This is a genomic window from Galactobacter caseinivorans, from assembly GCF_003640665.1.
Lineage (GTDB): Bacteria > Actinomycetota > Actinomycetes > Actinomycetales > Micrococcaceae > Galactobacter > Galactobacter caseinivorans.
Genome location: NZ_QQXL01000002.1, coordinates 177,376 through 204,008, shown reverse-complemented (window position 1 = coordinate 204,008; position 26,633 = coordinate 177,376). Strand labels below are relative to the sequence as shown.

The 26,633-nt window shown below is 67.3% G+C and carries 23 protein-coding genes; 8 read left to right on the top strand and 15 right to left on the bottom strand.

Translation table 11 applies throughout. The features are described 5' to 3' along the window. Positions 1-428 precede the first annotated feature (428 nt). Positions 429-1,412 carry a heme o synthase gene (locus tag DWQ67_RS04550; protein ID WP_121484405.1) on the bottom strand — a complete coding sequence of 328 codons (984 nt, stop codon included), beginning with the start codon at positions 1,410-1,412 and terminating at the stop codon, positions 429-431. 252 nt (positions 1,413-1,664) lie between these two features. Between DWQ67_RS04550 and tkt the strand changes: the two genes are divergently transcribed. The 5 genes from tkt to DWQ67_RS04525 all read left to right on the top strand — a co-directional run bounded on the left by tkt (position 1,665) and on the right by DWQ67_RS04525 (position 9,224). After that, the gene (gene tkt, locus DWQ67_RS04545) at positions 1,665-3,764 is read left to right on the top strand and encodes a transketolase (protein WP_233555905.1); all 2,100 of its coding nucleotides are present in this window, start codon (positions 1,665-1,667) and stop codon (positions 3,762-3,764) included. Positions 3,765-3,794: 30 nt separating this feature from the next. Further along, the gene (gene tal, locus DWQ67_RS04540; RefSeq protein ID WP_121484403.1) at positions 3,795-4,907 is read left to right on the top strand and encodes a transaldolase; all 1,113 of its coding nucleotides are present in this window, start codon (positions 3,795-3,797) and stop codon (positions 4,905-4,907) included. 1 nt (position 4,908) lies between these two features. Continuing rightward, entirely contained in the window at positions 4,909-6,531 is a 1,623-nt protein-coding gene (locus DWQ67_RS04535; protein WP_121484402.1) for a glucose-6-phosphate isomerase, read from the top strand. 201 nt (positions 6,532-6,732) lie between these two features. Further along, positions 6,733-8,283 carry a glucose-6-phosphate dehydrogenase gene (gene zwf, locus DWQ67_RS04530; protein WP_199712597.1) on the top strand — a complete coding sequence of 517 codons (1,551 nt, stop codon included), beginning with the start codon at positions 6,733-6,735 and terminating at the stop codon, positions 8,281-8,283. Further along, on the top strand, positions 8,280-9,224 hold the full coding sequence (locus DWQ67_RS04525; protein WP_121484579.1) for a glucose-6-phosphate dehydrogenase assembly protein OpcA: 945 nt from the start codon (positions 8,280-8,282) through the stop codon (positions 9,222-9,224). The genes zwf and DWQ67_RS04525 overlap by 4 nt, the downstream gene beginning before the upstream one ends. A gap of 177 nt (positions 9,225-9,401) precedes the next feature. Here DWQ67_RS04525 and secG read toward each other — a convergent pair whose 3' ends face one another. The 13 genes from secG to DWQ67_RS04460 form a co-directional block, all read right to left on the bottom strand. Then, positions 9,402-9,653 (bottom strand): preprotein translocase subunit SecG, encoded by a 252-nt coding sequence (gene secG / locus DWQ67_RS04520; RefSeq protein ID WP_121484401.1) that lies wholly within the window; start codon positions 9,651-9,653, stop codon positions 9,402-9,404. A gap of 33 nt (positions 9,654-9,686) precedes the next feature. After that, positions 9,687-10,511, bottom strand: a complete 825-nt coding sequence (gene tpiA / locus DWQ67_RS04515) for a triose-phosphate isomerase (protein ID WP_121484400.1) — start codon at positions 10,509-10,511, stop codon at positions 9,687-9,689. Between the two features lie 3 nt (positions 10,512-10,514). After that, the gene (locus DWQ67_RS04510; RefSeq protein WP_121484399.1) at positions 10,515-11,747 is read right to left on the bottom strand and encodes a phosphoglycerate kinase; all 1,233 of its coding nucleotides are present in this window, start codon (positions 11,745-11,747) and stop codon (positions 10,515-10,517) included. Between the two features lie 83 nt (positions 11,748-11,830). After that, entirely contained in the window at positions 11,831-12,841 is a 1,011-nt protein-coding gene (gap, locus tag DWQ67_RS04505; protein WP_121484398.1) for a type I glyceraldehyde-3-phosphate dehydrogenase, read from the bottom strand. A gap of 261 nt (positions 12,842-13,102) precedes the next feature. Next, positions 13,103-13,732, bottom strand: coding sequence for a superoxide dismutase (locus tag DWQ67_RS04500; RefSeq protein WP_121484397.1), 630 nt, complete (start codon positions 13,730-13,732; stop codon positions 13,103-13,105). A gap of 175 nt (positions 13,733-13,907) precedes the next feature. Further along, complete coding sequence (whiA, locus tag DWQ67_RS04495; protein ID WP_121484396.1) at positions 13,908-14,888, bottom strand: DNA-binding protein WhiA; 981 nt, start codon at positions 14,886-14,888, stop codon at positions 13,908-13,910. A gap of 38 nt (positions 14,889-14,926) precedes the next feature. Then, entirely contained in the window at positions 14,927-15,964 is a 1,038-nt protein-coding gene (locus tag DWQ67_RS04490) for a gluconeogenesis factor YvcK family protein (RefSeq protein WP_121484395.1), read from the bottom strand. Positions 15,965-15,969: 5 nt separating this feature from the next. Further along, positions 15,970-16,863, bottom strand: a complete 894-nt coding sequence (gene rapZ, locus DWQ67_RS04485; protein WP_121484394.1) for an RNase adapter RapZ — start codon at positions 16,861-16,863, stop codon at positions 15,970-15,972. Between the two features lie 44 nt (positions 16,864-16,907). Next, complete coding sequence (gene uvrC / locus DWQ67_RS04480) at positions 16,908-18,815, bottom strand: excinuclease ABC subunit UvrC (protein WP_121484393.1); 1,908 nt, start codon at positions 18,813-18,815, stop codon at positions 16,908-16,910. Between the two features lie 4 nt (positions 18,816-18,819). After that, on the bottom strand, positions 18,820-19,491 hold the full coding sequence (locus tag DWQ67_RS04475; protein ID WP_121484392.1) for a lysophospholipid acyltransferase family protein: 672 nt from the start codon (positions 19,489-19,491) through the stop codon (positions 18,820-18,822). Then, positions 19,488-20,177: an HAD hydrolase-like protein gene (locus DWQ67_RS04470; RefSeq protein WP_158595366.1), complete on the bottom strand. Its 690-nt coding sequence runs from the start codon at positions 20,175-20,177 to the stop codon at positions 19,488-19,490. Before DWQ67_RS04470 ends, DWQ67_RS04475 begins: the two co-directional genes overlap by 4 nt. A 93-nt stretch (positions 20,178-20,270) precedes the next feature. Beyond that, a complete protein-coding gene (gene uvrA, locus DWQ67_RS04465; protein WP_233555904.1) occupies positions 20,271-23,156 on the bottom strand; it encodes an excinuclease ABC subunit UvrA in 2,886 nt (961 codons plus the stop codon). Between the two features lie 139 nt (positions 23,157-23,295). Beyond that, positions 23,296-23,667 (bottom strand): GntR family transcriptional regulator, encoded by a 372-nt coding sequence (locus tag DWQ67_RS04460; protein WP_121484389.1) that lies wholly within the window; start codon positions 23,665-23,667, stop codon positions 23,296-23,298. A 114-nt stretch (positions 23,668-23,781) separates the two neighbouring features. Between DWQ67_RS04460 and DWQ67_RS04455 the strand changes: the two genes are divergently transcribed. The 3 genes from DWQ67_RS04455 to DWQ67_RS04445 are packed head-to-tail and all read left to right on the top strand — an operon-like array spanning position 23,782 to position 25,832. Further along, complete coding sequence (locus tag DWQ67_RS04455) at positions 23,782-24,420, top strand: MBL fold metallo-hydrolase (RefSeq protein ID WP_121484388.1); 639 nt, start codon at positions 23,782-23,784, stop codon at positions 24,418-24,420. Positions 24,421-24,460: 40 nt separating this feature from the next. Then, positions 24,461-25,282: an alpha/beta fold hydrolase gene (locus DWQ67_RS04450; protein WP_121484387.1), complete on the top strand. Its 822-nt coding sequence runs from the start codon at positions 24,461-24,463 to the stop codon at positions 25,280-25,282. Beyond that, complete coding sequence (locus tag DWQ67_RS04445; RefSeq protein ID WP_147433616.1) at positions 25,275-25,832, top strand: TetR/AcrR family transcriptional regulator; 558 nt, start codon at positions 25,275-25,277, stop codon at positions 25,830-25,832. Before DWQ67_RS04450 ends, DWQ67_RS04445 begins: the two co-directional genes overlap by 8 nt. Here DWQ67_RS04445 and DWQ67_RS04440 read toward each other — a convergent pair. Beyond that, positions 25,820-26,602 carry a trans-aconitate 2-methyltransferase gene (locus tag DWQ67_RS04440; protein WP_121484385.1) on the bottom strand — a complete coding sequence of 261 codons (783 nt, stop codon included), beginning with the start codon at positions 26,600-26,602 and terminating at the stop codon, positions 25,820-25,822. The two genes, DWQ67_RS04445 and DWQ67_RS04440, sit on opposite strands and share 13 nt — an antisense overlap. Positions 26,603-26,633: the final 31 nt, after the last annotated feature.

Below are 26,633 nucleotides of genomic sequence, written 5' to 3'. Positions count from 1 at the left end.
CGCGCCTGTTGACGGGTCGACGCCGACAAGCCCGCTTCCCGCGCGCCGAACGCCGCGGGCTGAGCTCCGAACCCGACCGAACGCCGTCGTCCAAGCGGCCCTATCGCCACGAAGCACCCCACAACCCTGCTCGACGCCGATAAGCCCGCTCCCCGCGCGCCGAACGCAGCGGGCCCACCTCCGCGTCGGCCCCGGCGACCCGCCGCCGCACGCCCAAGCTCCGAACCCGACCGAACGCCGCGCGCCCAAGCGGCCCTATCGCCACGAAGCACCCTTCAAGGCCGCTCGACGCCGATAAGCCCGCTTCCCGCGCGCTGATACCGACCGACCGCCCGACCACCCGGACCTCCGGACCACCCCCCCGAACACGAAAGCGCCCCGCCCGCGCATCAACGCGGACGGGGCGCTCGCGCACCAGGAATCAGGGACTAGCCCAGGACCGGCTGCCCAACAAACGGGTCGATCGCCACGGCGATGAACAGAAAGGTCAGGTACAGATTGGAGAAGTGGAACACGCGCATGGCCTTGCGGTTCAGCGACTTGGCGTTGTGATCCGTCTGGGCCTCGGCGTAGAGGCGGTGCGTCTCGGCGATGAACATCCCGCCAACCACGAGCGCCACGACCGTGTAGACCCAGCCGGCCGCGCCCATCGGGATCAGCAGCAGCGAGCAGGCCACCGTGGCCCAGGCGTACAGGACCACCTGCGTGGCGACCGTGCGGCCAGTGGCGACGGCGCCGAGCATGGGCAGGTCCGCGGCCTCGTAATCATCCGCGTACTTCATCGACAGCGGCCAGTAGTGCGAGGGCGTCCAGAGGAAGATCACCAGGAAGAGCGCGACGGCGGGCCATTCGATGGTCCCGGTGACGGCGGCCCAGGCGATGAAGACGGGCATGCAGCCGGCCACGCCGCCCCACACGATGTTCTGGGTGGTGTGGCGCTTGAGGATCAGCGTGTAGAAGACCACGTAGAGCAAGATGGCGGCGATGCCGAGCAACCCGGCCAGCGCGTTGGCGCCAAGCCAGAGGATCGCCACTGAGATCACGCCGAGCACCCAAGAGAATGCGAGGGCCTTGCCTGGCGTGATCTCGCCGGTGACCAGCGGGCGGTTTTTGGTGCGCTTCATGATCTTGTCGACATCGCGATCGATGTAACAGTTGAAGGCGCCTGCGGATGCGGCGGCCAGGGCGCCGCCCACCATGGTCGCGACCATCACCATGACATCCGGCCAGCCGTGCTGGGCAAAGATCATGGTGGGCAGCGTGGTGACGAGCAGCAGCTCGATGACGCGCGGCTTGGTCAGCGCAAGGTAGGCCTTGGATTTGCGCTGGACGAATTCGCCGAGGCCTTCGCCGGGTTGGCGGACGGAAGGGTCCGCCTGGCTGGTCTCGGCGACCGCGGTGGGGATGGACATGCGTATGACCTCTTCTACGGCACAGGTGATCCAAGTCAGTCTACCGCTTGTAGAAGTCTTTGGGGCGATGGGCCCTCGGCGACGCGGTGTGAAATGGACCGTCTATGGAATAGCCCTTCGGGATAGGGTGTTACACGGTAGGACGTCCAGGGCAGCACGACACCGCATCCCTGCGGCGTTGTGTGCTGTCTTTGGGGCCTCGCTCAATCCATGAGGCCCCGCTCAATTGGCAGTGAATCGGAGGAACCTAAGGTGTCGAACACTCAACCCGAGTTCGTGTGGACCGAGCAGGACCAGCGCGCAGTCGACAGCAGCCGCGTCCTCGCGGCAGACGCGGTGGAAAAGATCGGAAGCGGCCACCCCGGAACCGCAATGTCGCTGGCACCGGCCGCGTATCTGCTCTTCCAGCGCCACCTGCGCCACGATCCCTCGGACCCGGACTGGGCCGGCCGCGACCGGTTCATTCTTTCCCCGGGCCACACCTCGCTGACCCTGTACCTGCAGCTCTTTTTCTCCGGCTACGGCGTGGAGATGAAGGACCTTGAGTCGCTGCGTGCCTCCGGCTCGCTGACCCCGGGTCACCCGGAGTACGGTCACACCCCCGGCGTTGAGATGACCACCGGCCCGCTGGGCCAGGGACTGGCCAGCTCCGTCGGCTTTGCCTACTCACAGCGCCGCCTGCGCGGCATGTTTGACGCCGACGCCCAGGCCGGCACCTCCCCGTTTGATCACCGCATCTACGTGATTGCCTCTGATGGCGATCTGCAGGAGGGCGTCACCTCTGAGGCCAGCTCGCTGGCCGGTCACCAGCAGCTGGGCAACCTCGTGGTGATTTACGACGACAACAAGATCTCCATCGAGGACGACACCGATGTGGCGTTCACCGAGGACGTCCTGGCCCGCTACGAGGCCTACGGCTGGCACACCCAGCGCGTGGACTGGACCAAGACGGGTCAGTACGTGGAGGACGTTGCCGAGCTGGATTCGGCCGTGCGCAACGCTGAGCAGGAGACGGGCAAGCCCTCCATCATCGCCCTGCGCACCATCATCGGTTTCCCCTCCCCCACCAAGCAGAACACGGGCGGGATCCACGGCTCCAAGCTGGGCACGGAGGAGCTGGCAGGCCTCAAGGAGATCCTGGGCTTTGACCCGGATCAGTCCTTCATGCTCGACGACGCGGTGTTGGCTCACGTGCGCGAGGTTGGCGCCCGCGGCGCCAAGGCACACGCCGAGTGGGATGCCGCCTTCGCCGCCTGGCGCGAGCGCACCCCCGCCGAGCTGGTGGCCCAGTACGACCGCATTAACCGCGGCGAGTTCCCCGATGGCTGGCTCAACGCCCTGCCCACCTTTGAGGCGGGCAAGGACAAGTCCACGCGCCAGGCCTCCGGCGAGGTCATCAACGCCCTGGCTCCCGAGCTCCCGGAGCTCTGGGGCGGTTCCGCTGACCTGGCCGGCTCCAACAACACCACCATCGAGGGCGCCAAGTCCTTTAACCCGGTGGAGTTCACGACCAAGTCGTGGAAGGCGGACCTGGCCGGTCGCGTGCTGCACTTTGGCATCCGCGAGCATGCCGCGGCGGCGATCGTCAACGGCATCGTGACCTCCTCCACCCTGCGTGCCTACTCCGGCACGTTCCTGATCTTCTCCGACTACCAGCGCCCCGCGATTCGCCTGTCCGCGCTGATGGGGATCCCCTCCATCTACGTGTGGACGCACGACTCGATTGGTTTGGGCGAGGACGGCCCCACGCACCAGCCGGTGGAGCAGCTGGCCGCGCTGCGCGCCATCCCCAAGCTGGACGTCATCCGCCCGGCGGACGCCAACGAGGTGGCCCAGGCCTGGCGGCGCATGCTAGAGATCCAGGACCACCCGACCGGCATTGTCCTGACCCGTCAGAACGTGCCGACCTTCCCGCGCGGCGAAGACGGATTCGCCTCCGCAGAGCTGGCCTCCCGTGGCGGCTACACCCTCAAGGACGCGTCCAACGGCGCTCCCGAGGTCATCCTGATCGGCACCGGCTCTGAGGTGCAGCTGGCCGTGGAGGCCCAGTCCGCACTGGAGGCGGAGGGTGTCCCCACCCGCGTGGTGTCCATGCCGTCCGTGGAGTGGTTCCGCGATCAGTCCGCCGAGTACCGCGAGCTGGTTCTGCCCCGAGCCGTGCGCGCACGTGTCGCCGTGGAGGCCGCGTCCTCCCAGGGCTGGCACGAGTGGGTTGGCGACCTGGGCCGCTTGGTGACCCTTGATCACTTTGGCGCCTCGGCGGACTACAAGACCTTGTACAGCGACTTCGGTATTACGGCGGAGGCGGTGGCCCAGGCGGGCCGCGACTCCCTGGCCGCAACCCGCTCCTGACCTCTTCCTTCCTAGCGAAAGGCTTTACTCATGACTTCAGCTACCCGTGCACTGGCGGACGCCGGTGTGTCCATCTGGCTTGACGATCTTTCCCGCGAGCGCCTGACCTCCGGCAGCCTCGCCGCCCTCATCACTTCCAAGGACGTCACCGGTGTGACGACCAACCCCTCGATCTTCGCCGCAGCCCTGTCTCAGGGTGAGTCCTACGCCGCGCAGGTCAAGGAGCTGGCGCTCTCCGGCGCGAGCGTTGACGAGGCCGTCATGGCCATCACCACCAACGACGTCGCCAACGCGTGCGATGTGTTCGCGGACATTTCCCGTGCCACCGACGGCATCGACGGCCGCGTGTCCATCGAGGTTGACCCGCGCTTGGCTCGTGACACCGAGGCCACGATCGCCCAGGCCAAGGAGCTTCACGCGACGGTGGCCCGCGAGAACGTGCTGATCAAGATTCCCGCCACGGAGGAGGGCCTCCCGGCCATCGCCGAGGTGCTTGGTGCAGGCATCTCCGTCAACGTCACCCTGATCTTTGATCTGGAGCGCTACCGCGGCGTCATCAATGCCTTCATGATTGGCCTGGAGAAGGCGCGCGCCGCCGGCCACGACCTCTCCAAGATCCACTCCGTGGCTTCCTTCTTTGTCTCCCGCGTTGACGCGGAGATCGACGGCCGCCTGGAGGCCATCGGCACCGATGAGGCCCTGGCGCTGCGCGGCAAGGCCGGACTGGCCAACGCCCGCCTGGCGTACCAGGTCTACGAGGAGGCCGTTGATTCCGAGCGGTGGGCGGCTCTGGCGGATGCAGGAGCCCGCCCGCAGCGCCCGCTCTGGGCCTCCACCGGCGTGAAGAACCCCGACTACTCCGACACGCTCTACGTGGACGGCCTGGTTGCCCCCGGCACGGTCAACACCATGCCGGAGAAGACGCTGGACGCCGTGGCGGACCACGGCGCGGACGGTGCCAACACCATCGAGGGCAAGTACGCCGCCTCAGATGAGGTTCTTGACGCGCTCTCCAAGCTGGGCATCGACTACGACGATGTGGTGTCGCAGCTGGAGACCGAGGGCGTGGACAAGTTCGACGTCGCGTGGGCGGAGCTGCTGCAGAACCTGCAGGCCTCCCTCGACGCCGCGAAGGAGGCCTGAGATGGCAGCCTTCGGTATCGCCACCGGCGGCGCAGCCGCAGTGGCCGCTGACGAACTAGTCCCCCAGCTTGTCGAGTCGCGTTTTGCCAGCCAGCTCTCTGCCCTCACGGACACGCTGTGGGGCGCCGAGGCCCAGCCGGAGGCGTCCAAGCGCCTGGGCTGGGTGCACCCGGCCGCCGCCTCCCGCCCGCTGATTGAGCCCATCCTTGCGCTGCGCGATGAGCTGCGTGCCCAGGGCGTGGACCGTGTGGTGCTGGCCGGCATGGGCGGCTCCTCGCTTGCCCCCGAGGTCATCACCAGGACCGCAGGCGTGGAGCTGACCGTGCTTGACTCCACCGATCCGACCATGGTGCACCGCGCCGTCGAGGACCGGATCGAGGCCACCGTCCTGGTGGTCTCCTCCAAGTCCGGCTCCACGCTGGAAACCGACTCGCAGCGCCGCATCTTTGAGGCTGCCTTCACCGCCGCCGGCATCGATCCCGCCACCCGCATCGTGGTGGTCACCGATCCCGGCTCACCGCTGGACGGTTCCGCCCGCGAGGCCGGCTACCGCGTCTTTAACGCCGACCCCAACGTGGGCGGGCGTTACTCGGCTTTGACGGCCTTTGGCCTGGTCCCCTCCGGCCTGGCCGGCGTGGATATCCTCTCGTTGCTGGACGACGCGGAGGCTACAGAGGCGGAGCTGGCTGAGGACGACGACGCGAACCCGGCCTTGGTGCTCGGCGCCGCGTTGGGCGGCACCAAGCCCCTGCGCAACAAGATCGTGATCGTTGATGAGGGCTCCGGCCTGGTCGGTTTTGGTGACTGGGCGGAGCAGCTGATCGCCGAGTCCACGGGCAAGCACGGCCAGGGCATCCTTCCGGTCGTGGCCCATCCGGGAGACGCCGATGCGACCGGCGGCTGGGACGATGTCCTGCTGGTGCGCCTGGTGGAAGACCTGGACGCACCGGCTGGCGCCGATTCCGATGCTGCAGTCAAGGACCAGGTGCTGCTCTCCGGCTCGCTGGGGACGCAGTTCGCGATCTGGGAGCACGCCACCGCCGTGGCAGGACAGCTGCTGGGCATCAACCCCTTTGACCAGCCGGACGTGGAGGCCGCCAAGGTGGCCGCCCGCGGCCTGCTGGATGCCACTCCGGAGCCGGAGACGCCCCTGGCGGTGGACGGCGCGGTGGAGCTGCGTGCCTCCGCGTCCATCGCGGGCGGGATCACCGATCTGCGCTCCGGCCTCGCCGCGCTCTTTGGTGCGCTTGGTCCGCGCAGCTACGTGGCCGTGCAGGCCTACCTTGACCGCATCGGCTTGGTGGACCTCGCGGAGGTTCGTGGCCCCTTGGCCGCGGCGCTGCAGCGTCCGGTGACCTTTGGTTGGGGACCACGCTTTTTGCACAGCACCGGGCAGTTCCACAAGGGCGGCCCCGCCGAGGGCGCGTTCTTGCAGCTCAGCGCCACGGATGGCAACGATCTGCAGATCCCCGAGCGCGAGTTCACCTTCGGCGAGCTGATCCAGGCCCAGGCCGACGGCGACGCTCAGGTCTTGGCGGATCACGAGTTGCCCGTGCTGCGCCTGCGCTTCACCAACACCGAGACGGGCCTGGCGCAGCTGCGCGAGGCGTTGGCCCAGCTCTGATGCGGTGCGCGGCCCGGTTCCTCTCATAGGGAGTCCTGGGCCAGGCAACCCCTACCAAGGGGTTCCCTGGCACGGGGTTGCCTACGGCCCGGAACCGGGCCGCGCGTCCGTGGGCCCCTGACCGGGTCCGTGTGGCGGGCGCCGGCCCTCAGCGTGGCGCACATCCCCCCCATTCCTTTCCCCGCGGAGGCTGCTGCCACCATGTCCCCCACCGCAAACCCCTTGCGCGATCGGCAAGACCGCCGGCTCAAGCGCATTTCTGGCCCGGGAACGCTGATCTTCTTTGGCGTCACCGGCGACCTTGCCCGCAAGAAACTGTTGCCGGCCGTCTATGACCTGGCCAATCGTGGCCTGCTCCCGGCCAGCTTCGGTGTGATTGGCTTTGGCCGCCGCGACTGGAGCCACGAGGAGTTTGTGGCCCAGGCGCGGGTGTGGGTTGAGGAACGTGCCCGCACCGCCTTCAACGAGGACGTGTGGAACCAGCTGGCCGGTGGTTTTCGCTTTGTCTCCGGCGGCTTTGAGGATGATGACGCGTTTGAGCGCCTGGGCGAGGTGCTCCAGGAACTGGACGACACCCGCGGCACCGGCGGCAACCGCACCTTCTACCTGTCCATCCCGCCCAAGGCCTTTGAGGCAGTCTGCGGCAAGCTGAATGAGCACGGCCTGGCCAAGCAGAGCTGGCAGGACCCGGAGACCGGCCTGCAGCCTTACCGCCGCGTGGTGATTGAGAAGCCCTTTGGCCACAATTTGGACAGCGCCAGGGAGCTCAACGAGGTGGTGGAGACGGTGTTCCGCCCGGACGATGTGTTCCGCATCGATCACTACCTTGGCAAGGAAACCGTCCAAAACCTGCTGGCCCTGCGTTTTGCCAACCGGCTCTTTGAGCCGCTCTGGAACGCGGGGCACGTAGACCACGTGCAGATCACCATGGCGGAGGACATCGGCATTGGCGGCCGTGCCGGCTACTACGACGGCGTGGGCGCGGCCCGGGACGTGATCCAGAATCACCTGCTCCAACTCCTGGCCCTCACGGCCATGGAGGAGCCCATCAGCTTCAACGCCGCGCAGCTGCACTCCGAGAAGGAGAAGGTGCTCAGCGCCGTCAAGGTGCCCACTGACCTGGGCTCGGCCAGCGCCCGCGGTCAGTACGCCGGGGGTTGGCAGGGCGGCGAGCAGGTCAACGGTTACCTGGAGGAGGAGGGCTTTGATCCGCATTCCACTACGGAGACCTTTGCCGCCATCCGCCTGGAGATTGCCACGCGGCGCTGGGACGGCGTGCCGTTTTACCTGCGGGCTGGCAAGCGCCTTGGCCGGCGCGTCACCGAGATCGCGGTGGTGTTCAAGAAGGCCCCCAATCTGCTCTTCCACGACAACACCGGCGCTGACTTTGGTCAGAATGCCGTGGTGATCCGCGTGCAGCCTGACGAGGGGGCCACTTTGCGCATCGCCTCCAAGGTGCCCGGCACCCAGATGGAGGTGCGGGATGTGACCATGGACTTCTCCTACGGCACCTCTTTCACGGAGTCCTCCCCGGAGGCCTATGAGCGCCTTATCCTGGACGTTCTCCTGGGCGAGCCGCCGCTCTTCCCCCGCCACGCGGAGGTGGAACAGTCCTGGCGCATCCTTGATCCCTTTGAGGAGTTCTGGGCTGAGCTGACCCAGCAACCAGAGCCCTATGCCCCCGGAAGCTGGGGGCCGGACTCCGCACACGAGCTGCTGGCCAAAGATGGAAGGACGTGGCGCCGCCCATGATTGTTGATCTCCCGGACACCCTGACCGCCAAGGTTGCCAAGACCCTCGTGATGCTGCGCAAGCAGGGGGACGTTGGCGGCACCGCCCGCGTCCTCACCCTGGTGGTGGTCACCCGGCCCGGCCGCGAGGAGCGGGCCATCACCGCCGCCCAGGAGGCCGCGCGTGAGCATCCCTGCCGCGTCATTGCCGTGGTCACTGGCGACCCGGACGCTCCCACCCGCATGGACGCGCAGGTTCGCGTGGGTGGAGACGCCGGCGCCTCAGAGGTCATCACCCTGCGTGTTCAGGGTGAGCTGGCCCAGCCCAACGAGTCCCTCATCTCCGCGATCATGCTCCCCGATGACCCGGTGGTCACCTGGTGGCCTGACGGCGTGCCAGAGGACGTCTCCACGACGCCGCTCGGGCGCATCTCTCAGCGCCGCATCACGGACGCGAGCGCGGAGGAGCAACCAAGTGAGGCACTGGAGCGGTTGGCCCGTGGCTGGCGCCCCGGCGATAGCGACCTCTCCTGGACCCGCCTGACCCTGTGGCGCACGCAGATCGCCAGCATCACGGAGCAGTTTGGCGTCCACACGCTGCGCGACATCACCGTTCAGGGTTCCGTCGGCTCCCCCAGCACCGCGCTGCTGGCGGCCTGGCTGCAGCTGGCCCTGCCCAACGTGCCCGTCTTCATGGCAGAGGCCGCCGGGGATTCGCCGTTGGTTGGCGTGCGCTTCTCCCGCCGCGGCGGGGACGTGGAACTCTCGCGCCCCCGGGGCGATCTGGCAGAGCTTTACCTGCCCGGCCAGAGCGTGCAACGCGTCTCCATGCCGGTCCGCTCGCTCGCGGCCTGCCTCACCGAGGAGCTGCGACGCCTGGACGACGACGTGGTGTTTGGTCGCGTCCTCACGCGCGGCCTGGCGCAGTACGACCGCTCTTCCGTGGCACCCAGCCCGCGCTGAGTGCGTTGCCCGACGCCGCGGCGTCGGGCAACGCACTCCAGGGAAGGTCCCGAGGCAGCGGGTGACAGGCGCCGTCAGGGCGGCGGTTCGGGCTGCCCTTCGGGGCCAGGTGCCCGGGCACAGCAAAGGGCGGAACCCTTGCGGGTTCCGCCCTTTGCTGTGCTGCTGCCGGGGCTCTTAGGCCTCGACGTTAAAGCGCATGATGAGAGCAAGGCCGATGATGGCGGCGATCCAGACCAGGGCGATGCCCACCGTGAGGCGGGTCAGGGTCTTCTCGGCGCCGCCGGAGGAGCCCAGCGAGGAGGCCATGCCGCCGCCGAACATGTCGGAGATGCCGCCGCCGCGACCCTTGTGGAAGAGCACGGTCATGACCAGCAGGATGCTGCATACGGCCACGAGGACCTGCAGGGCGATCGTCAACGCGTTCACGTCAGTACTTCCTCTTTCAGTTCGCGGTGTCGATCAGCGGGCTTCGTCGGTGACAAGGTGCTGCTCGAACCGTGCAATACTAGCAAATTCTGCTGCGTCAAGGCTGGCTCCCCCGACCAACACGCCGTCCACGTCACGCTCACGCATGATCTGGGCCACGTTGTTGGCCTTGACGGAGCCACCGTACAGCAGGCGTGCGCCCGCAGCGGCGTCGTCCCCGTGCTGGGCACGCACGGCCTCGCGGATCGCGGAGCACATCTCCTGCGCATCCTCCGGGCCGGCCACCTCGCCGGTGCCAATGGCCCAGACGGGCTCATACGCAATCACGAGGGTTGCCACCGTGGCGGCGTCCAACTCGTTGATGACCGCGTGCACCTGGTCCAGCGTGTGCGCAACGTGTGTGCCGGCACGGCGAACCTCAAGGTCCTCACCGACGCACAGGATGGGGGTCAGCTCGTGGCGCAGGGCCGCCTGGACCTTGGCCAACGCCACGTCGTCGCCCTCGCTGTGCAGGGTGCGGCGCTCGCTGTGCCCCACCAGGGCAAAGGTGCAACCGAGGGCCTGGAGGAACTGGCCGGAGATGTCACCCGTGTAGGCGCCGGACTCCGCCGGGGACAGGTCCTGGCCGCCGTAGGCGACCGGCAGGTCATCGCCGGCCACCAGCGTCTGCACGCCGCGCAGATCGGTGAAGGGCGGGAACACCGCGACCTCAACCCGGTCAAAGTCGTGATTGGCATCCTGGAGGGTCCACACGGTCTTCTGCAGGAGCGTGATGCCCTGGCGGTGATCCATGTTCATCTTCCAGTTGCCCGCGATCAGCGGGCGGCGATCAAAGGCGCCATTGGTCAGCGTTGCCATGAGTTAGTTCCCCTCGAGTGCGATCAGGCCGGGGAGTTGCTTGCCCTCGAGGTACTCAAGGGAAGCGCCACCGCCGGTGGAAATGTGGCCAAAGTCAGCATCGGCAAAGCCGAGGGCGCGCACCGCGGCGGCGGAGTCGCCGCCACCCACCACGGTGAAGGCCTTGGTGTCCGCCAGGGACTGCGCCACGGTGCGGGTGCCCTCCGCGTAAGCCGGGATCTCGAACACGCCCATGGGGCCGTTCCAGAAGACCGTCTTGGCAGCGTTGATCCGCTCGGCAAAGGCCGCCGCAGAATCAGGACCAATGTCCAGGCCAAGCCCGGAGGAGCCGATGCTGCCGCCGGAGATGGAATCAGCCGGGCGAATCTCGTGGTCCGCATCCGCCGCAAAGCGGGCCGCCACCACCACGTCGGTGGGCAGGGTGATCTTGGCGGCACCGGCCTCCGAGCGGGCCAGGTAGGCGCGCACCGTGTCCAGCTGATCCTCCTCCAGCAGGCTTCCGGCCACATCGTGGCCCAGCGCCTTGAGGAAGGTGAACATCATGCCGCCACCCACCAGCAGCTCATCCGCGATGTCAAGGAGGCGGTCAATGACGGCCAGCTTGTCAGAGACCTTTGACCCGCCGAGCACCACCACGAAGGGGCGCTCAGGGTCCTCGGTGAGGCGCTTGAGCACCAGCAGCTCATCTCGCACCAGGTCACCCTGGTACGCGGGCAGCACCGCGGCAATGTCAAAGACCGAGGCGTGCTTGCGGTGCACGGCGCCAAACGCGTCGTCGACGTAGGCGCCGTTCTCTCCGGTCAGAGCGGCGTAGCGAGCGGCCAGCTCCTGGCGGGCCGAGTCGTCCTTGGACGTCTCCCCCGCCTCAAAGCGGACGTTCTCCACGACCAGCACCTGGCCGTCATGCAAGGAGGCGGCCTGCGCCTGCGCGTCCTCACCCACCACATCGGTGGCGACCGCGACGTCCAGCCCGGAGAGCTCACGCAACTTCTCCGCCGCGGGGCGGATGGAATACGTGAGGTCCGGCTCGCCCTTGGGGCGGCCAAGGTGGGCCATCACGACGACGCGAGCGCCGGCCTCAGAGAGCTTGGTGATCACCGGGATGGAGGCGCGGACGCGGCCATCATCGGTGATCTTGCGGTCGTCGTCCAACGGGACGTTCAGGTCGGAGCGGACCAGCACCGTGCGGCCAGCTACGCCGGCGGAGAGCAGGTCATCAAGGGTTTGTGCACTCATGGTGTCAACTCTAGGCGGTCAGCACGGCGCCCGCCGCACCCACAGGGGGTGTGACGGGCGCCGGAGCCAAACAAGGGCCTAGATCAGAGCTTCTCGCCAACAAACGCGGCGATGTCCACCAGGCGGGAGCTGTAGCCCCACTCGTTGTCGTACCAGCCAAAGACCTTGACGGTCTGGCCAATGACCTGGGTCAGCGGCGCGTCAAAGATCATGGAGTGCGGGTCCGTCACGATGTCAGAGGACACGATCGGGTCCTCGTTGTACTTCACGTACTGGGCCATGCGACCGGACTCGGCTGCCTTCTTGTAGGCGGCGTTAACGGCCTCCACTGACACCGGCTTCTCCACGAGGACCGTGAGGTCGGTGATGGAGCCCGTGATGACTGGGACGCGCAGGGCGGAACCGTTGAGCTTGCCATCCAGCTCCGGCAGCACGGCGCCAATGGCCTTGGCGGCACCGGTGGAGGTGGGGATGGTGTTCTGCGCGGCGGCGCGGGCACGGCGCTTGTCGCCCTTGTGGACGTTGTCGTGCAGGTTCTGATCGCCCGTGTAGGCGTGCACCGTGGTCATGAGGCCCTCAACGACACCAAACTCGTCGTTGATGATCTTGGCCAGCGGGGCCAGGCAGTTGGTGGTGCACGAGGCGTTGGAGATCACGTTCATGCTCGCCGAGTCGTACTTGTCCTCGTTGACGCCCATCACAAACGTGCCGTCAACGTTCTTGCCGGGAGCAGAGATGATGACCTTCTTGGCCCCACCTGCCAGGTGCGCCTTGGCCTTCTCGCCATCCGTGAACAGGCCGGTGCACTCGAGGACAACGTCGGCGCCAGCGGCAGCCCACTCGTTCTCCGCGGGGTCGCGGTGCTGCGTCACGGTGATGGTCTTACCGTCCACGATCAGCTTCTGGCCGTCAGCCGAAACCGTGCCCGGGTATGCGCCCAGGATCGTGTCGTACTTGATGAGCATCGCGATGTCTTCCACGGGGGCGAGATCGTTGATTGCAACAATCTCCACGTCGCGCCCTTGGGCCTGAATAACGCGGAGGACGTTGCGGCCGATGCGGCCGAACCCGTTGATGCCGATGCGTGTCGTCACTGCTGTGCTCCTTGAGACGAGCAGGCCGCGGCGAGGGGGAAAGTGATCCGACTCAGATCGACGCGGCCCGGATTTCCATGATGGACCGGGGACACATCGTCGTGTCTGGAGACCCCTAAGCGGGGCTAAAACTCTCCCGCGCGGCGGCGCCGCCACGTCAGTGACGGCGCCAGCGCGGGTGCTGAGTTGCCTTCAGTCTACACGGGAAATAGCGATCTTGTGAGTGCTCTCACAGGCGCTATTGCCCGCCACTGGGCCGGTTCAGCGAGCCGGGGTGATGAGGACCTGGGCGCCGGAGCGCGCGGCCTCAAAGCGAGCCGAGACATCCGCCCAGTTCACGATGTTCCAGAAGGCCTTGACGTAGTCGGCCTTGACGTTGACGTAGTCCAGGTAGAAGGCGTGCTCCCACATGTCCAGCATCAACAGCGGGGTGGTGCCCACAGGGACGTTGCCCTGCTGGTCGTAGAGCTGCTCGATGACCAGGTTGCCGCCCAGGCCCTCAAGCGCCAACAGCGCCCAGCCGGAGCCCTGGATGCCCAGCGCGGCCTGCGTGAAGTGCGCCTGGAAGGCGTCGAAGGAGCCAAAGGCGTCGTCAATCGCGGCGGCCAGCTCGCCCTCGGGACGGTCGCCGCCCTCCGGGGAGAGGTTGTTCCAGAAGATCGAGTGGTTGGTGTGCCCACCCAGGTTGAAGGCCAGGTCCTTGGAGAACTTGGCGACGTTGGCGAAGTCATTCTTCTCGCGCGCCTCGGCGAGCTGCTCCAGGGCCTTGTTGGCGCCCGCCACGTAGGTGGCGTGGTGCTTATCGTGGTGCAGCTCCATGATGCGGGCGGAGACGTTGGGCTCCAGAGCTGCGTAGTCGTACGGCAGTTCCGGGAGGGTGTACTGCGACATGTGATTCCTCCAACTCGAAGGGCGGCACGCTGTCCGCCCGCGATTTCCTCTGACGACCCACGACCTGCGCGGCCCGCCTTACCCCTCGACACTAGCGCGGAAGGGTACGTCTTAGACAACACACTGTGACGTGCCGGATATTCCCGGCGGGTACTACGCCCGGGCGTGTCCGGAGCTAGTCGTCCAGGTCCTCCATGGACACTGCCGCCTCTGTTCCGGGCTCGCCGCGCTCCGCTGCCGCCTTGTCCGCCATGGCCAGGAGCCGCCGGATGCGGCCCGCAATCGCGTCCTTCGTCAGCGGCGGGTCTGCCAGGTGGCCCAGCTCATCCAGGCTGGACTCCTTGTGCTGCAGACGCAACCGACCGGCGTCGCTCAGGTGCTCCGGGACGTCGTCACCCAGGATCTCCAGGGCACGCGCCACGCGGGCGCCTGCCGCGACCGCGGCCTGCGCACTGCGCCGCAGGTTCGCGTCGTCAAAGTTGGCAAGGCGGTTCGCGGTGGCCCGCACCTCCTTGCGCTGACGGCGCTCCTCCCAGACCTTGAGGGTGCCGAAGGCACCCATGCGACGCAGCAACTCCGCGATGGCGTCGCCGTCCCGCAGCACCACGCGATCCACGCCACGCACCTCGCGGGCCTTGGCCGTGAGCCCAAGCCTGCGGGCCGCGCCCACCAACGCCAGCGCCGACTCGGGGCCTGGGCAGGTGATCTCCAGCGCGGAGGAACGGCCGGGCTCCGTCAACGATCCGTGCGCAAGGAAGGCCCCGCGCCACACCGCCTCGGCATCCACGACCGCGCCGTTGACCACTGTGGCTGGCAGCCCGCGCACGGGGCGTCCTCGCCCGTCCAGCAGTCCGGTCTGGCGGGCCAACGACTCGCCATCGCGCACCACACGAACCACGTAACGCTCGCCCTTGCGCAGGCCGCCGCCGGAGACCACAATCACGTCCGCACGGTGGCCGTAGACCTCGGCCAGGGCCCTGCGAACCCGCTGGGCCGTGGCCGCCGAGTCAACCTCCGCCTCAATCACAATGCGGCCGGAGATGATGTGCAGCCCACCGGCAAAGCGGAGCAGGGTGGACACCTCTGCACGGCGCTGGGAGGTCTGCCTGACCTCGAGGCGCGAGAGTTCGTCCTTGACGGAGGCCGTCAATGCCATAGCGAACCGGGTCCCTTCACTTCACTGCGCGAGCCGGCTTATGAGCCGGTCGTCTCGAATGTTTCGAAGACATCGCGATAGGCGGCGGCCAAGCGCAACTGATCATGCACCGGCTCACCGCTCCGAACGCTCACTCTATCGAAGAACACGCGAGCACCCAGCCGCTCCGCCGCCGCACGGAAGCGCGACTCGTCCTCCACAGAGCTGGGATCAGCCAACACGGCGTCAATCACCAGCCCAGGCGCGTAGCGACCCAGCAGGTCCAGATGAGCCGCGGCATCCATGCCGTTGGTCTCCGTGGTGTGGGTCTGCAGGTTCATGGTCACCAGCGTCCGGGCCGGAGAGTCCTCCAAGGCCCTGCGCACATCCGGCAGCAGCAGGTGCGGGAGCACCGAGGTGTACCAAGAGCCGGGGCCAAGAATGTTCCAGTCCGCAGCTTCCAGGGCTGCGAGCGCCTGCGGGGTGCCAGCGGCGTCCTCAGGCTCCAAGGTGACGTCGCTGACCGTGCCGGCTTGGGCCGCGATCGCCAGAGCCGACTGACCCACGATGCGCCGGGTACTGAGCCCGCCGCCGTCGAGCTGTGTGAGGACATTGCCGTGAATCGTCAGCGGCGCCAGGCTCATGGGCAACACGGTGCCCCGCGCGCCAAGCAACGACCCGGCCCAGCGCAGGCCATCCACCGGGTCACCCATCATTTCCCAGAGCGCCACAATCAGCAGGTTCCCCAGGGCGTGCTGGTCCATGGTGCCCGGCGAGTCAGGCAGCGTGGTGAAGCGATGCTGCATCACATCCGCCCACGTGCGGCCCCACTCGGTGTCATCACACAAAGCCGCAAGGGCCATGCGCAGGTCCCCCGGAGGGAGCACCCCAAACTCCTGGCGCAGGGTGCCGGAGGAACCGCCGTCGTCCGCGACCGTGACCACCGCGGTGAGCTCAGCATCGAGGCTGCGCAGCGCCTGCAGCGACGCGGACAGGCCATGGCCACCGCCCAAGGCGGTCACCCGCCAGCGCGCCGCAGACGTGGGCGGGCTGAGTCGGGGCGCAAGCATCGGCAAAAAGCCGGTGGGGATATCCATCTAGCTCACTCCCGTCCCAGGTCGCGGTGGGTCACCGCGACCCGGACGTCCGTCATCTGGCGCAGGCGCTTGCCAATCTCCTCAGAGATCGCCACCGAGCGGTGCTTGCCGCCCGTGCACCCCACGGCAATCGTGGCGTAATGCTTGCGCTCGCGCCGGTAGCCATCCAGCACAGGGACCAAGGCCTCCACGAAGCGGTCAATGAAGGTCTGTGTACCGGGCGCGGAGAGCACAAACTCGGAGACGTCCGGGTCAAGGCCCGTGTGCGGGCGCAGCTCCGGGATCCAGTGGGGATTGGGCACAAAGCGGACATCCGCCACGTAATTGGCGTCCACCGGGAGCCCGTACTTGAAGCCAAAGCTCATGACGTTCAGGCGCAACACGATGGGGCCGTCCTCGGAGAACACCTCGTGCACATTGGCGGCCAGCTCGTGGACGTTGGTGGTGGAGGTATCGATGACGATCTCCGCCGAGTCCTTCAGATCTGCCAGCAGCAGGCGCTCCGCCTGAATGCCGTCCACGATGCGCCCCTCGCCCTGCAACGGGTGAGGCCTGCGCCCCTGCTCAAAGCGGCGCACCAAAACGTCGTCATTGGCGTCAAGGAACACCACGCGGTAGTTCACGCCGGCGGCGCGCATAGCGTCCAGGGCGTCTCGCAGCGTGGGAAAGAGGTTGCGGGAGCGAATGTCCACCCCCACGGCGAGCTTGGGCAACGCCTCAGGGGTGCGCGCCACCAGGTCCGTGAGGGGCTGGAGCATCTGCGGCGGCAGATTGTCCACCACGTACCAGCCCATGTCCTCCAGGGCATGGGCTGCCGTGGTCCGCCCGGCACCGGACGTACCGGTGAGGACAACCACCTCTGACTGCGTTGGCTTCACGACCTGCGGCGTCGATGTCATGGCACCACCCTAGCCCGCGGCCTGGCCCACCCGTGCGCCGCGGCTTACGCGCTCTCGTCGCTGAGCGCGGAGAGGACCGCCGCCGCCAAGGTGGGCCCCACGCCCTTGACCTGCTGCAGTTCCTCCAGGGAGGCGGCGCGCATCTTCTTGACGGAGCCAAAGTGCTTCAGCAACGCCGCGCGCTTGGAGGCGCCCAGACCCGGGACATCGTCCAGGAGGGACTGAATCATGCTCTTACCGCGGCGCTCACGGTGGAAGGTGATGGCAAAGCGGTGGGACTCATCTCGCAGGCGCTGGAGCAGGAAGAGTCCCTCGGAGTTGCGCGGGAGGATGACGGGGAAGTCATCCCCGGGCACCCAGACCTCCTCCAGGCGCTTGGCCAGGCCCACCACCGAGATATCGGTGATGCCCAGGTCAGCCAGCGCCTGCTGTGCCGCCGCGACCTGCGGCGGACCGCCGTCCACCACCACCAGGGAGGGCGGGTAAGAGAAGCGAGCCGGCGCCTTCTCCTCCGCGTCCACCTCTCCGGAGACCAGTTCCGATTCCCCCGCCAATTCCTCCAGGTAGTGCTGGAAGCGGCGGGAGATCACGTCATACATGCTGGAGGTGTCATCCCGTGCAGCCTCACCCTTCACGGTGAAGCGGCGGTAGTCACTCTTCTTGGGCAGCCCGTCCTCAAAGACCACCATGGAGCCCACCACATTGGTGCCGGAGACGTGCGAGTTGTCGTAACCCTCCATGCGCAGCGGCGGCTCCGGCAGGTCAAGGGCGTCCTGGATCTGTTGCAGGCCGGCGGAGCGCACCGTCACGTCGCCAGCGCGCCGCGTCTTGTGCAGAGCCAGGGCCTGCCTGGCGTTCTCTTGCACCGTCTGGGCCAGCTCACGCTTAGCACCACGCTGGGGTACACGCACGTCCACCTTGGCGCCGCGCAGGCCGGAGAGCCACCCGGTCAGCGCCTCCTGATCATCAGGCTGCACGGGCACCAGGACCTCTCGCGGCATGCGATCAGCGTCCTCCATGTCCCCGTAGACCTGCTGCAGCAACTGCTCCAGGAGTTGGCCGTCGGTGACGTCCTCCACCTTCTCCATGACCCAGCCGCGCTGGCCGCGGATGCGCCCGCCGCGCACGTGGAAGACCTGAACCGCGGCCTCAAGGTCATCCTCTTCCAGCCCAAAGATGTCCGCGTCCGTCTTCTCATCCAGGACCACCGCGTTGCGTTCAAACACGCGGCGCAGCGCCGCGATGTCGTCCCGGTGCCGGGCGGCGGACTCGTAGTCAAGCTGTGCCACGGCCTGCTTCATGCGGCCCTCGATCTGGCGAATGAACTTGGTGCCATCCCCGCCCATGAAGTCGCACAGTTCGTTGGCTAGGTCGCGGTGCTCCTCAGGCGTGACACGCCCGACGCACGGGGCTGAGCACTTGCCGATGTAACCCAGGAGGCAGGGGCGTCCACTGCGCTCTGCGCGGTTGAAGACCCCCGCGGTGCAGGAACGCACCGGGAAGACGCGCAGGACCGTATCCAGCGTCTCGCGTACCGCCTTGGCCGGGTAAAACGGCCCAAAGTACTTGGTGCCCTTGCGCTTATCCCCTCGCATGACCAGGGCGCGGGGGTACTTCTCCCCCATCGTCACGGCCAGGTACGGGTAGGTCTTGTCATCCCGGAACATGATATTGAACCGGGGAGAAAACTCCTTGATCCAGGTGAACTCCAGCTGCAGGGACTCCTGCTCGGAGCCCACCACGGTCCACTCCACACTGCCCGCCGTGGTGACCATGCTGCGGGTCTTGGGCGTCAGGTGGCGCTGGTCCTGGAAGTAGGAGGTGAGGCGCTGGCGCAGGTTTTTGGCCTTGCCCACGTAAATGACACGCCCGTGCGGGTCGCGGAACCGGTACACACCCGGGTCTGTGGGGATCTCGCCTGTCTTGGGACGGTATGACGCTGGATCCGGCATGGCTCTACTCTGCGCTTGGCGTCTGGTTGTAGCCCGCAGCGCGCTCCTGGCCGGAGAGCTCGGCCACCGCGTCAACGATCTGATCCGTGACCTTGCGGCGCAGCGGGAGCGGATGCTTGGCACCGGGGTGCTCAAAGCGCAGCGGAGCGCCGACCTTGAGGGTGAAGCGGTGTAGCCGGATGCGATTGGAGTCCGCGGGCTGCAGCTTGTCCGTGCCGATGAGGCCGACGGGGATCACGGTGGCTCCGGTGGTCAGGGCAAGCCATCCCACTCCGGTGCGTCCGCGGTAAAGCAAGCCGTCCCTGGAGCGGGTTCCCTCGGGGTAGATTCCCACTCCGCCGCCCGCCTCAAGGATCTCTACCAGCGCATCCAGCGCGGCAACGGAGGCGGCCTGCTCGCCGCGCTGCACGGGGATGGAACCCACTCCCGTGAAGAAGGCCTTCATGAAGCGCCCCTTGAAGCCGGGGGTGGTGAAGTACTCGGCCTTGGCAAAGAAGGCGACCTTGCGCGGCATGAGCGCCTGGATGATGACCGAGTCAAAGAAGGAGAGGTGATTGGAGGCCACGATGATGGGCCCGTCCTTCGGGACGTTCTCCATGCCGGTCACGATGGGACGGAAGGCAGTGCGGATGACACCGGCGACCACCGGCTTCAACATCGTCATTCCGATGCTCATGCTGCGTCCTCCTTCAGCAACGTGTGGGCAAGGTGCCACGGCGAATCAACAACGACGTCTGCGCCTGCCTCGAGGAGTTCGTCCCCCACGGCAAAGCCCCAGCCGGCGCCGATGGCGCGGGCGCCGGTGGCGACGGCAGCCAGGATGTCGAAGTGCCGATCACCCACCACGGCGCTGCGCGAGGCCTCCACGGAGAGCAGTTGGCAGGCCGAGCGCACCAACGCCTCCTTGGAACCGGAGGCGGCGTGCGCCTCCAGCTCGTTGTTTGAGGTTCCCACAATGGCCTCGAAGCGGGCCGCGAGCCCGTGCAGGCTCAGCAATCGCACCGCAAGGGCTTGGGGCTTGGCCGTGGTCACGGCCACTCGCACCCCGCTGGCCGCCAACGCGTCCAGCACCTCGGGGATGCCCGGATACACCGTTGACTGGGCCATGCCGTGCGTCTCATACCAGCCCCGGTAGGACTCGATCACTGCCGGCACCTGCCCCTCCGGTACGCCGGCAATGCTGCGCAGGCCCATCGAGAGCGGCGGCCCCACGAGCGAGGACAGCACGGATTCCTCCGGAACCGCCAGGCCATTGGCCTCCAGGGCGTGGGCTATTCCGCCCGTGATGCCGCCGGCGGGGTCAACAAGGGTGCCGTCAAGATCAAAGAAGACGGCGACTGGGTTGGCGGCAGAGTGCGACACGCTCGGTATTCTGCCATCGGCATGCTCAGACAACGCGATCCATGCCCCTAGCGGTATCTACCCGTGTCGCTGGCACGGAGCCGCGCCGCACCATCAGCCAAGGACTTCCTTGAGGAACAATCCCGTGTGGCTGGCCTTCACCTTGGCCAACTGCTCCGGCGTTCCCTGGCCAACGATGGTGCCACCGCCGGAGCCGCCCTCCGGACCAAGGTCAATGACCCAGTCGGCACTCTTGATGACGTCAAGGTTGTGCTCAATGACGACGACGGAGTTGCCCTTGTCCACAAGCCCCTGGATCACCAGCAACAGCTTGCGAATGTCCTCGAAGTGCAGGCCGGTGGTCGGCTCATCCAAGACGTAGATGGACCGGCCGTTGGAGCGCTTCTGCAGCTCCGCGGCCAGCTTGACGCGCTGCGCCTCGCCGCCGGAGAGCGTGGTGGCCGGCTGCCCAAGGCGCACATAACCCAGGCCAACGTCCACCAGCGTCTCAAGGTGGCGCGCAATGGGACGGAAGGCCGCGAAGAACTCGGCACCCTCCTCGATGGGCATGTTGAGCACGTCCGCGATGGTCTTGCCCTTGTACTCCACCTCGAGGGTCTCGCGGTTGTAGCGGGCCCCGTGGCACACCTCGCACGGCACGTACACATCCGGGAGGAAGTTCATCTCGATCTTGAGCGTGCCATCCCCTGAGCAGGCCTCACAGCGCCCGCCCTTCACGTTGAAGGAGAAGCGTCCGGGCAGGTAACCGCGCACCTTAGACTCCTGCGTCTCCGCGAACAGCTTGCGCACGTGGTCAAAGACGCCGGTGTAGGTGGCGGGGTTGGAGCGCGGGGTGCGCCCGATGGGACTCTGGTCCACGTGGATCACCTTGTCCAGATGCTCCAGTCCCTCCACACGGGTGTGGCGGCCCGCCACCAGCTTGGCGCGGTTGAGCTTGGTCGCCAGCACCCGGTAGAGGATGTCGTTGATCAGGGTGGACTTGCCGGAGCCGGACACGCCGGTCACGGCGGTGAGCGTTCCCAGCGGGATGTCCACTGACACGTTCTTCAGGTTGTTCTCACGCGCGCCAATGACCCTCAGCATGCGCTCAGCGTCCACGTTGCGGCGGGAGTTGGGCAGCTCGATGTTCCTGCGGCCGGAGAGGTAGGCGCCCGTCACCGAGCGCTGGTTCTTCTTCAGTTCCGCCAGGGACCCGGAGTGCACAATTTCGCCGCCGTGCTCGCCCGCGCCGGGACCCACATCCACGATCCAGTCGGCCTCTGCGATGGTGTCCTCGTCGTGCTCCACCACGATCAGGGTGTTGCCCAGATCCCGCAGGTGCGTCAGGGTCTCTATCAGCCGGCGGTTGTCGCGCTGGTGCAGCCCGATAGAGGGCTCATCCAGCACGTACAGGACGCCGACGAGCCCGGAACCGATCTGCGTCGCCAGCCGGATGCGCTGGGCCTCGCCGCCGGAAAGGGTGGCGGAGGCGCGGGAAAGGGAGAGATAGTCCAGCCCCACGTCCAGGAGGAAGCGCAGGCGGGAACGCACCTCCTTCAGCACCTCTGAGGCAATCTTGATCTCGCGCTGGGACAGCTCAAGGTGATCCACAAAGTCCAGTGCCTCGCGCAGCGGCAGCTCAGAGACCTCTGCGATGGACTTATGCCCCACGGTCACGGACAGTGCGGCCGGGTTCAGGCGCGCGCCCTGGCAATCAGGGCACGGCACCTCACGCATGTATTCCTCGTAGCGCTCGCGGGCGTTCTCCGACTCGGTCTCCACGTGCTTGCGCTCAATGTAGGAGATGACGCCCTCGAAGCCGGTGGCGTACTTGCGCTCGCGACCAAATCGGTTGCGGTACTGCACCACCACCTTGTGATCCTTGCCGTGCAAAATGGCCTTGCGGGCCTTGGACGGCAGCTCCTGCCAGGGGGTCTCGATGTCAAAGTCCAGCTCATCCCCCAGCCCGGCCAGCAGGCGGGTCCAGTATTCGGCCACAGACTTGCCAATGGACCAGGGGGCAATGGCGCCGCCGGCCAGCGTGGCCTCGGGATCCGGGACCACAAGTTCCTCATCCACCTCGAGGCGCACGCCGATGCCGGAGCAGGTGGGGCAAGCGCCAAAGGGGTTGTTGAAGGAGAAGGTCCGCGGCTCAATCTCATCGAGGGCCAGCGGGTGCTCGTTGGGGCACGCCAACTTCTCGGAGAACGTACGCGTGCGCGCCGGGTCCTCAGCGTCGCGATCCACGAACTCCGCGATCACGCGGCCATCTGCCAACTTGAGCGCCGTCTCCACCGAGTCGGTGAGGCGCTGCTTCACGCTGTCCTTGACGGCGATGCGATCTACCACCACCTCGATGGTGTGCTTGATCTGCTTGGCCAACTTGGGTGGGTCCGTGAGCTGCACGGTCTCCCCGTCTACGCGGGCGCGGGAGTACCCGGCGGTGGAGAGCTCCTGGAAGAGGTCCACGAACTCGCCCTTGCGGGCCCGGACCACGGGCGCCAGGATCTGCAGCCGCGTCCCGGTCTCCTCTTCCATCAGCCTGTCCACGATCTGCTGCGGCGTTTGCCTGGTGATGGGCTCGCCACAGATTGGGCAGTGCGCGTGACCCACGCGCGCAAAGAGCAGGCGCAGGTAGTCGTGGATCTCCGTGATGGTGCCCACGGTGGAGCGCGGGTTCTTGGAGGTGGACTTCTGATCGATGGAGACGGCCGGGGACAGCCCCTCGATGAAGTCCACGTCCGGCTTGTCCACCTGGCCAAGGAATTGGCGGGCGTACGCGGAGAGCGACTCCACGTAGCGGCGCTGCCCCTCGGCAAAGATGGTGTCAAACGCCAGGGAGGACTTGCCGGATCCGGAGAGGCCGGTGAACACGATCATGGAGTCACGCGGCAGGTCAACCGACACGTTCTTCAGGTTGTGTTCCCTGGCCCCCTGAACCACCAGGCGGGTGAGGTCGGGACGCGTGGGCACGGCGGGGCTGGAAGTCTTCTGTGGCACGAGCGCGAGTCTAGCGGCGCACCCGGACACTTTGCTGCGACAAAGCCCTCACATCGCCCAAAGCGAACATATGTTCTAGTCCACTTGGCGTGTCTTGACCTTCTGTGCGCCACCCGATGACACGACCGGCTCTGCAGGCCTAGCGCTGCGAGGCCAACGCCGCGCGCACCAGAGCCAACACCGCGTCGTCGGGCATTCCAGCCGTGGCCGCCTCTGCGGCCAGCTTCTGCGCCGCCGCCTCCACGCGCGCCGGGGTGCTGGAGCCGCGCCGGGTCACTATGGTGCCGTTGCGCCCGCGCGTCTCCACGACCCCGGTGGCCTCCAGCTCCTTGTAGACCCGCGCCGCCGTGTTGTTCGCGAGTCCCAGCTGCTCCGCGAGCGCCCGCACACTGGGAAGCTTGGTGCCCACCGCGATCTCGCCGGAGGCGATGTCCGCGGCGATGCGGCGGCGCACCTGCAGGTACGGCGGCTCCTGCCCCTGCGGGACAAAGGTCTCCAGGCTCTGCGGCATGCGATCTCCTGTGCTTGGCGGGGCCTGCGGGAGGGCGCAGTGCCCGACGGCGTGTGGCGTGGCCCCCAGCGTACGTCGCCTCCGCGCGCGGCGCCTTTCGGTAGCGTGGCCGGCATGAGCACAAGGATTTTTGAGGACACGGAACTACTGGTGCAGTCCCTCGCGGTCTCTGACATGGACAACCGCGCTTACCTGATCAGCCACCGGGCCTCCGGTGCGCAGATCCTCATCGACGCGGCCGACGATGCCCCGGCGCTGCGCGAATACGTCTCCGCTGGGACGTGTGAGGCCGGCGAGCTGGTGGTCGCGACCACCCATCAGCACTGGGATCACACGCGAGCGTTGCCCGCCTTTGCCGGGGCCCGGCTGGTGGCCGGCGCCGAGGATGCGGACGCGATCGAGGCCCAGCGCGGGGTGCGGATCTCCACCCGCCTGGCGCACGGGGACACGGTGAGCAGCGGCCCCCTCACGCTGGAGGTGATCGCGTTGCGCGGTCACACGCCGGGCTCGGTGGCCTTTGCGCTGCGCCGCCCGGAAGCGACGCTGCTCTTCACCGGCGACAGCCTCTTCCCGGGTGGCGTGGGAAATACGGAGCAGGACCCTCAGCGCTTTTCATCGCTCCTGACCGACGTCACTGAGCGTCTCTTTGGTGTGTTCGACGACGCGGCGCAGGTCTTGCCGGGCCACGGCGAGCCGACCACGCTTGGCCGGGAGCGAGCGCACCTGACGGAGTGGAAGGAACGCGGATGGTAAAGCTATTGCTATTAGCCTAGTGGCTAACTAGCCTAGCTTTATGACCCCTGCTCCCGCCACACAGTTCCTGCAACTCCCTCACGGGCGGATTGCTTACGACGAACAGGGTGCCGGTCCGCTCGTGATCCTGGTTCCCGGCATGGCGGAGTTGCGTTCCACCTTCCGCCACCTCAGCCCGCTTTTGGTCGCTGCGGGGTATCGGGTGGTGACGACTGACCTGCGCGGGCATGGCGATAGCGACGCGGATTTCCCCGCCTACGGCGACCCGGAGACCGCCTCCGACCTGATCGCCCTGACGGAGGCGATCGGCGAACCGGCCGTACTGCTCGGCAATTCCCTGGCGGCAGGGGCGGCGGTGATCGCCGCAGCCGAGCGGCCGGAGCTGGTCTCCGCGCTGATCCTGGTGGGCCCCTTTGTCCGCAACCCGCCGCACAGCGCGCTGGGCAAGGCCCTCTTGCGCTTCATCACCAAGCCGGCGTGGGCGGCCCAGGTCTGGAAGGCGTACATGCCCACCCTGTATGCCGGAACTCAACCCGCCGATTTCGCCGAGTACCGCAACGCGGTCGGGGCCGCCCTGCGCAGGCCCGGCTACGCCAGGGCCTTTTCCCGCACCGTGGCCCAGACGGACCATGCGGTCGCGGAGGCCAGGCTCGCGGAAGTCACCGCCCCCTCTCTTGTCATCATGGGGACGCAGGACCCGGACTTTAAGGATCCTCAGGCGGAAGCCGACTGGCTGGCTGACGCGCTGGGCGCCGAGCAGGTCATGGCACGGGAGAGCGGTCACTACCCACATGCCCAGGAACCCCAACTCACAGCGGATGCCGTCGCGGCTTTTCTCCAGCGGGTGATGCCCGGTGCCTAGGGCCGGCCTGAACGCCGCGCGAGTGGTGGAGCGCGCGGCAGAACTCATGGATGCCCACCCCACCGATGAGCTGAGCTTGGCCGCGTTGGCCAAGGACCTGGGGGTCCAGACTCCATCCCTTTACAAGCACGTCAACGGCCTGGGGCAGCTCCGCAGTGCCGTGACCTACTCAGCCAAAACGGAGCTGGCCCGCGATCTCGCCGCGGCCACGGTTGGCCTGTCCGGCCCTTGCGCCGCGCGGGCGCTCGCTGACGCATACCGGGACTATGCGCGCAGGCATCCGGCGCTGTATCCGCTGACCGTGCGCGCGCCGGAGGCCGGGGACCATGCCGACGAGCAGATCAGTGCCGCGCTGCTCGGCATTGTTCATGCCGCGCTGGGAACCCATCGGCTCAACGAGACGGACGCCGTCCATGCCGTGCGCGTTTTCCGTGCGACGGTGCATGGCTTCATTTCGCTCGAGTCCAGCGGAGCGTTTGCCCTCCCCGAAAGCACCGACCAGAGCTTTGCGCTCGCGGTGGAGCGAGCGTTAGGGGTTCAGACCCGCTGAGCCACCACAAACACGCGCCTGAACGGCAGCGCCGTGGTCGGCTCACCGTCCGGCCCCCGGCGGGTGGGGTACGCCTGACGCAGCAGCGCCGCATACTCCGCCTCAAAGCGCGCGGCCGCCTCCGCGTCCAGCCGGTCAAGGATGGGGCGCAACGCGGTCCCGCGGACCCATTCCAGCACCGGATCCTGGCCCGGGAGCCACTGCAGATAGGTGCTCTCCCAGGCGTCCACCCGCCAGCCCGCGTCAAGGAGCAGCCCGGCGTACTCGGCCGGATCAGCCACCGACTCGGCGCCGCGCAGCAACCCTCCCAGCTCCCCGGACCAGGACTCCGACTCGGCCAGGGTGCGCATCAGCGCGTGGCTGGGGGCGTCAAAGTTGCCTGGAACCTGGAAGGCCAGCCACGCACCCGGCCGCATGCTCGCCGCCCACTGCCCCAGTAGCTCCCTGTGATCCGGCAGCCACTGCAGCATGGCGTTACTCAGGACCACATCGGCCTGGCTCACGTCCACCTCGTGGGCGTCCTGCACGCTGAACCCCAGCCCGGGGCGTGCCAGCCCGGAGGCCGCCTCAATCATGTCCACGGAGGAATCCACACCGCGGATCTGTGCGCCGGGCCAGCGCCCAAGCAAGGTGGCCGTCGCGTCGCCAGGCCCGCACCCGACGTCGAGCACTGTCAGCGGATCCTCCGCGCCGACGCGCGCCACCAGATCGTGAAAGGGACGTGTTCTGTGATCGCCGAAGCGTGAATATTGCTGTGGATTCCATCTCATAGGGCCACCGTACGCCCGCCGAACGCGGCTA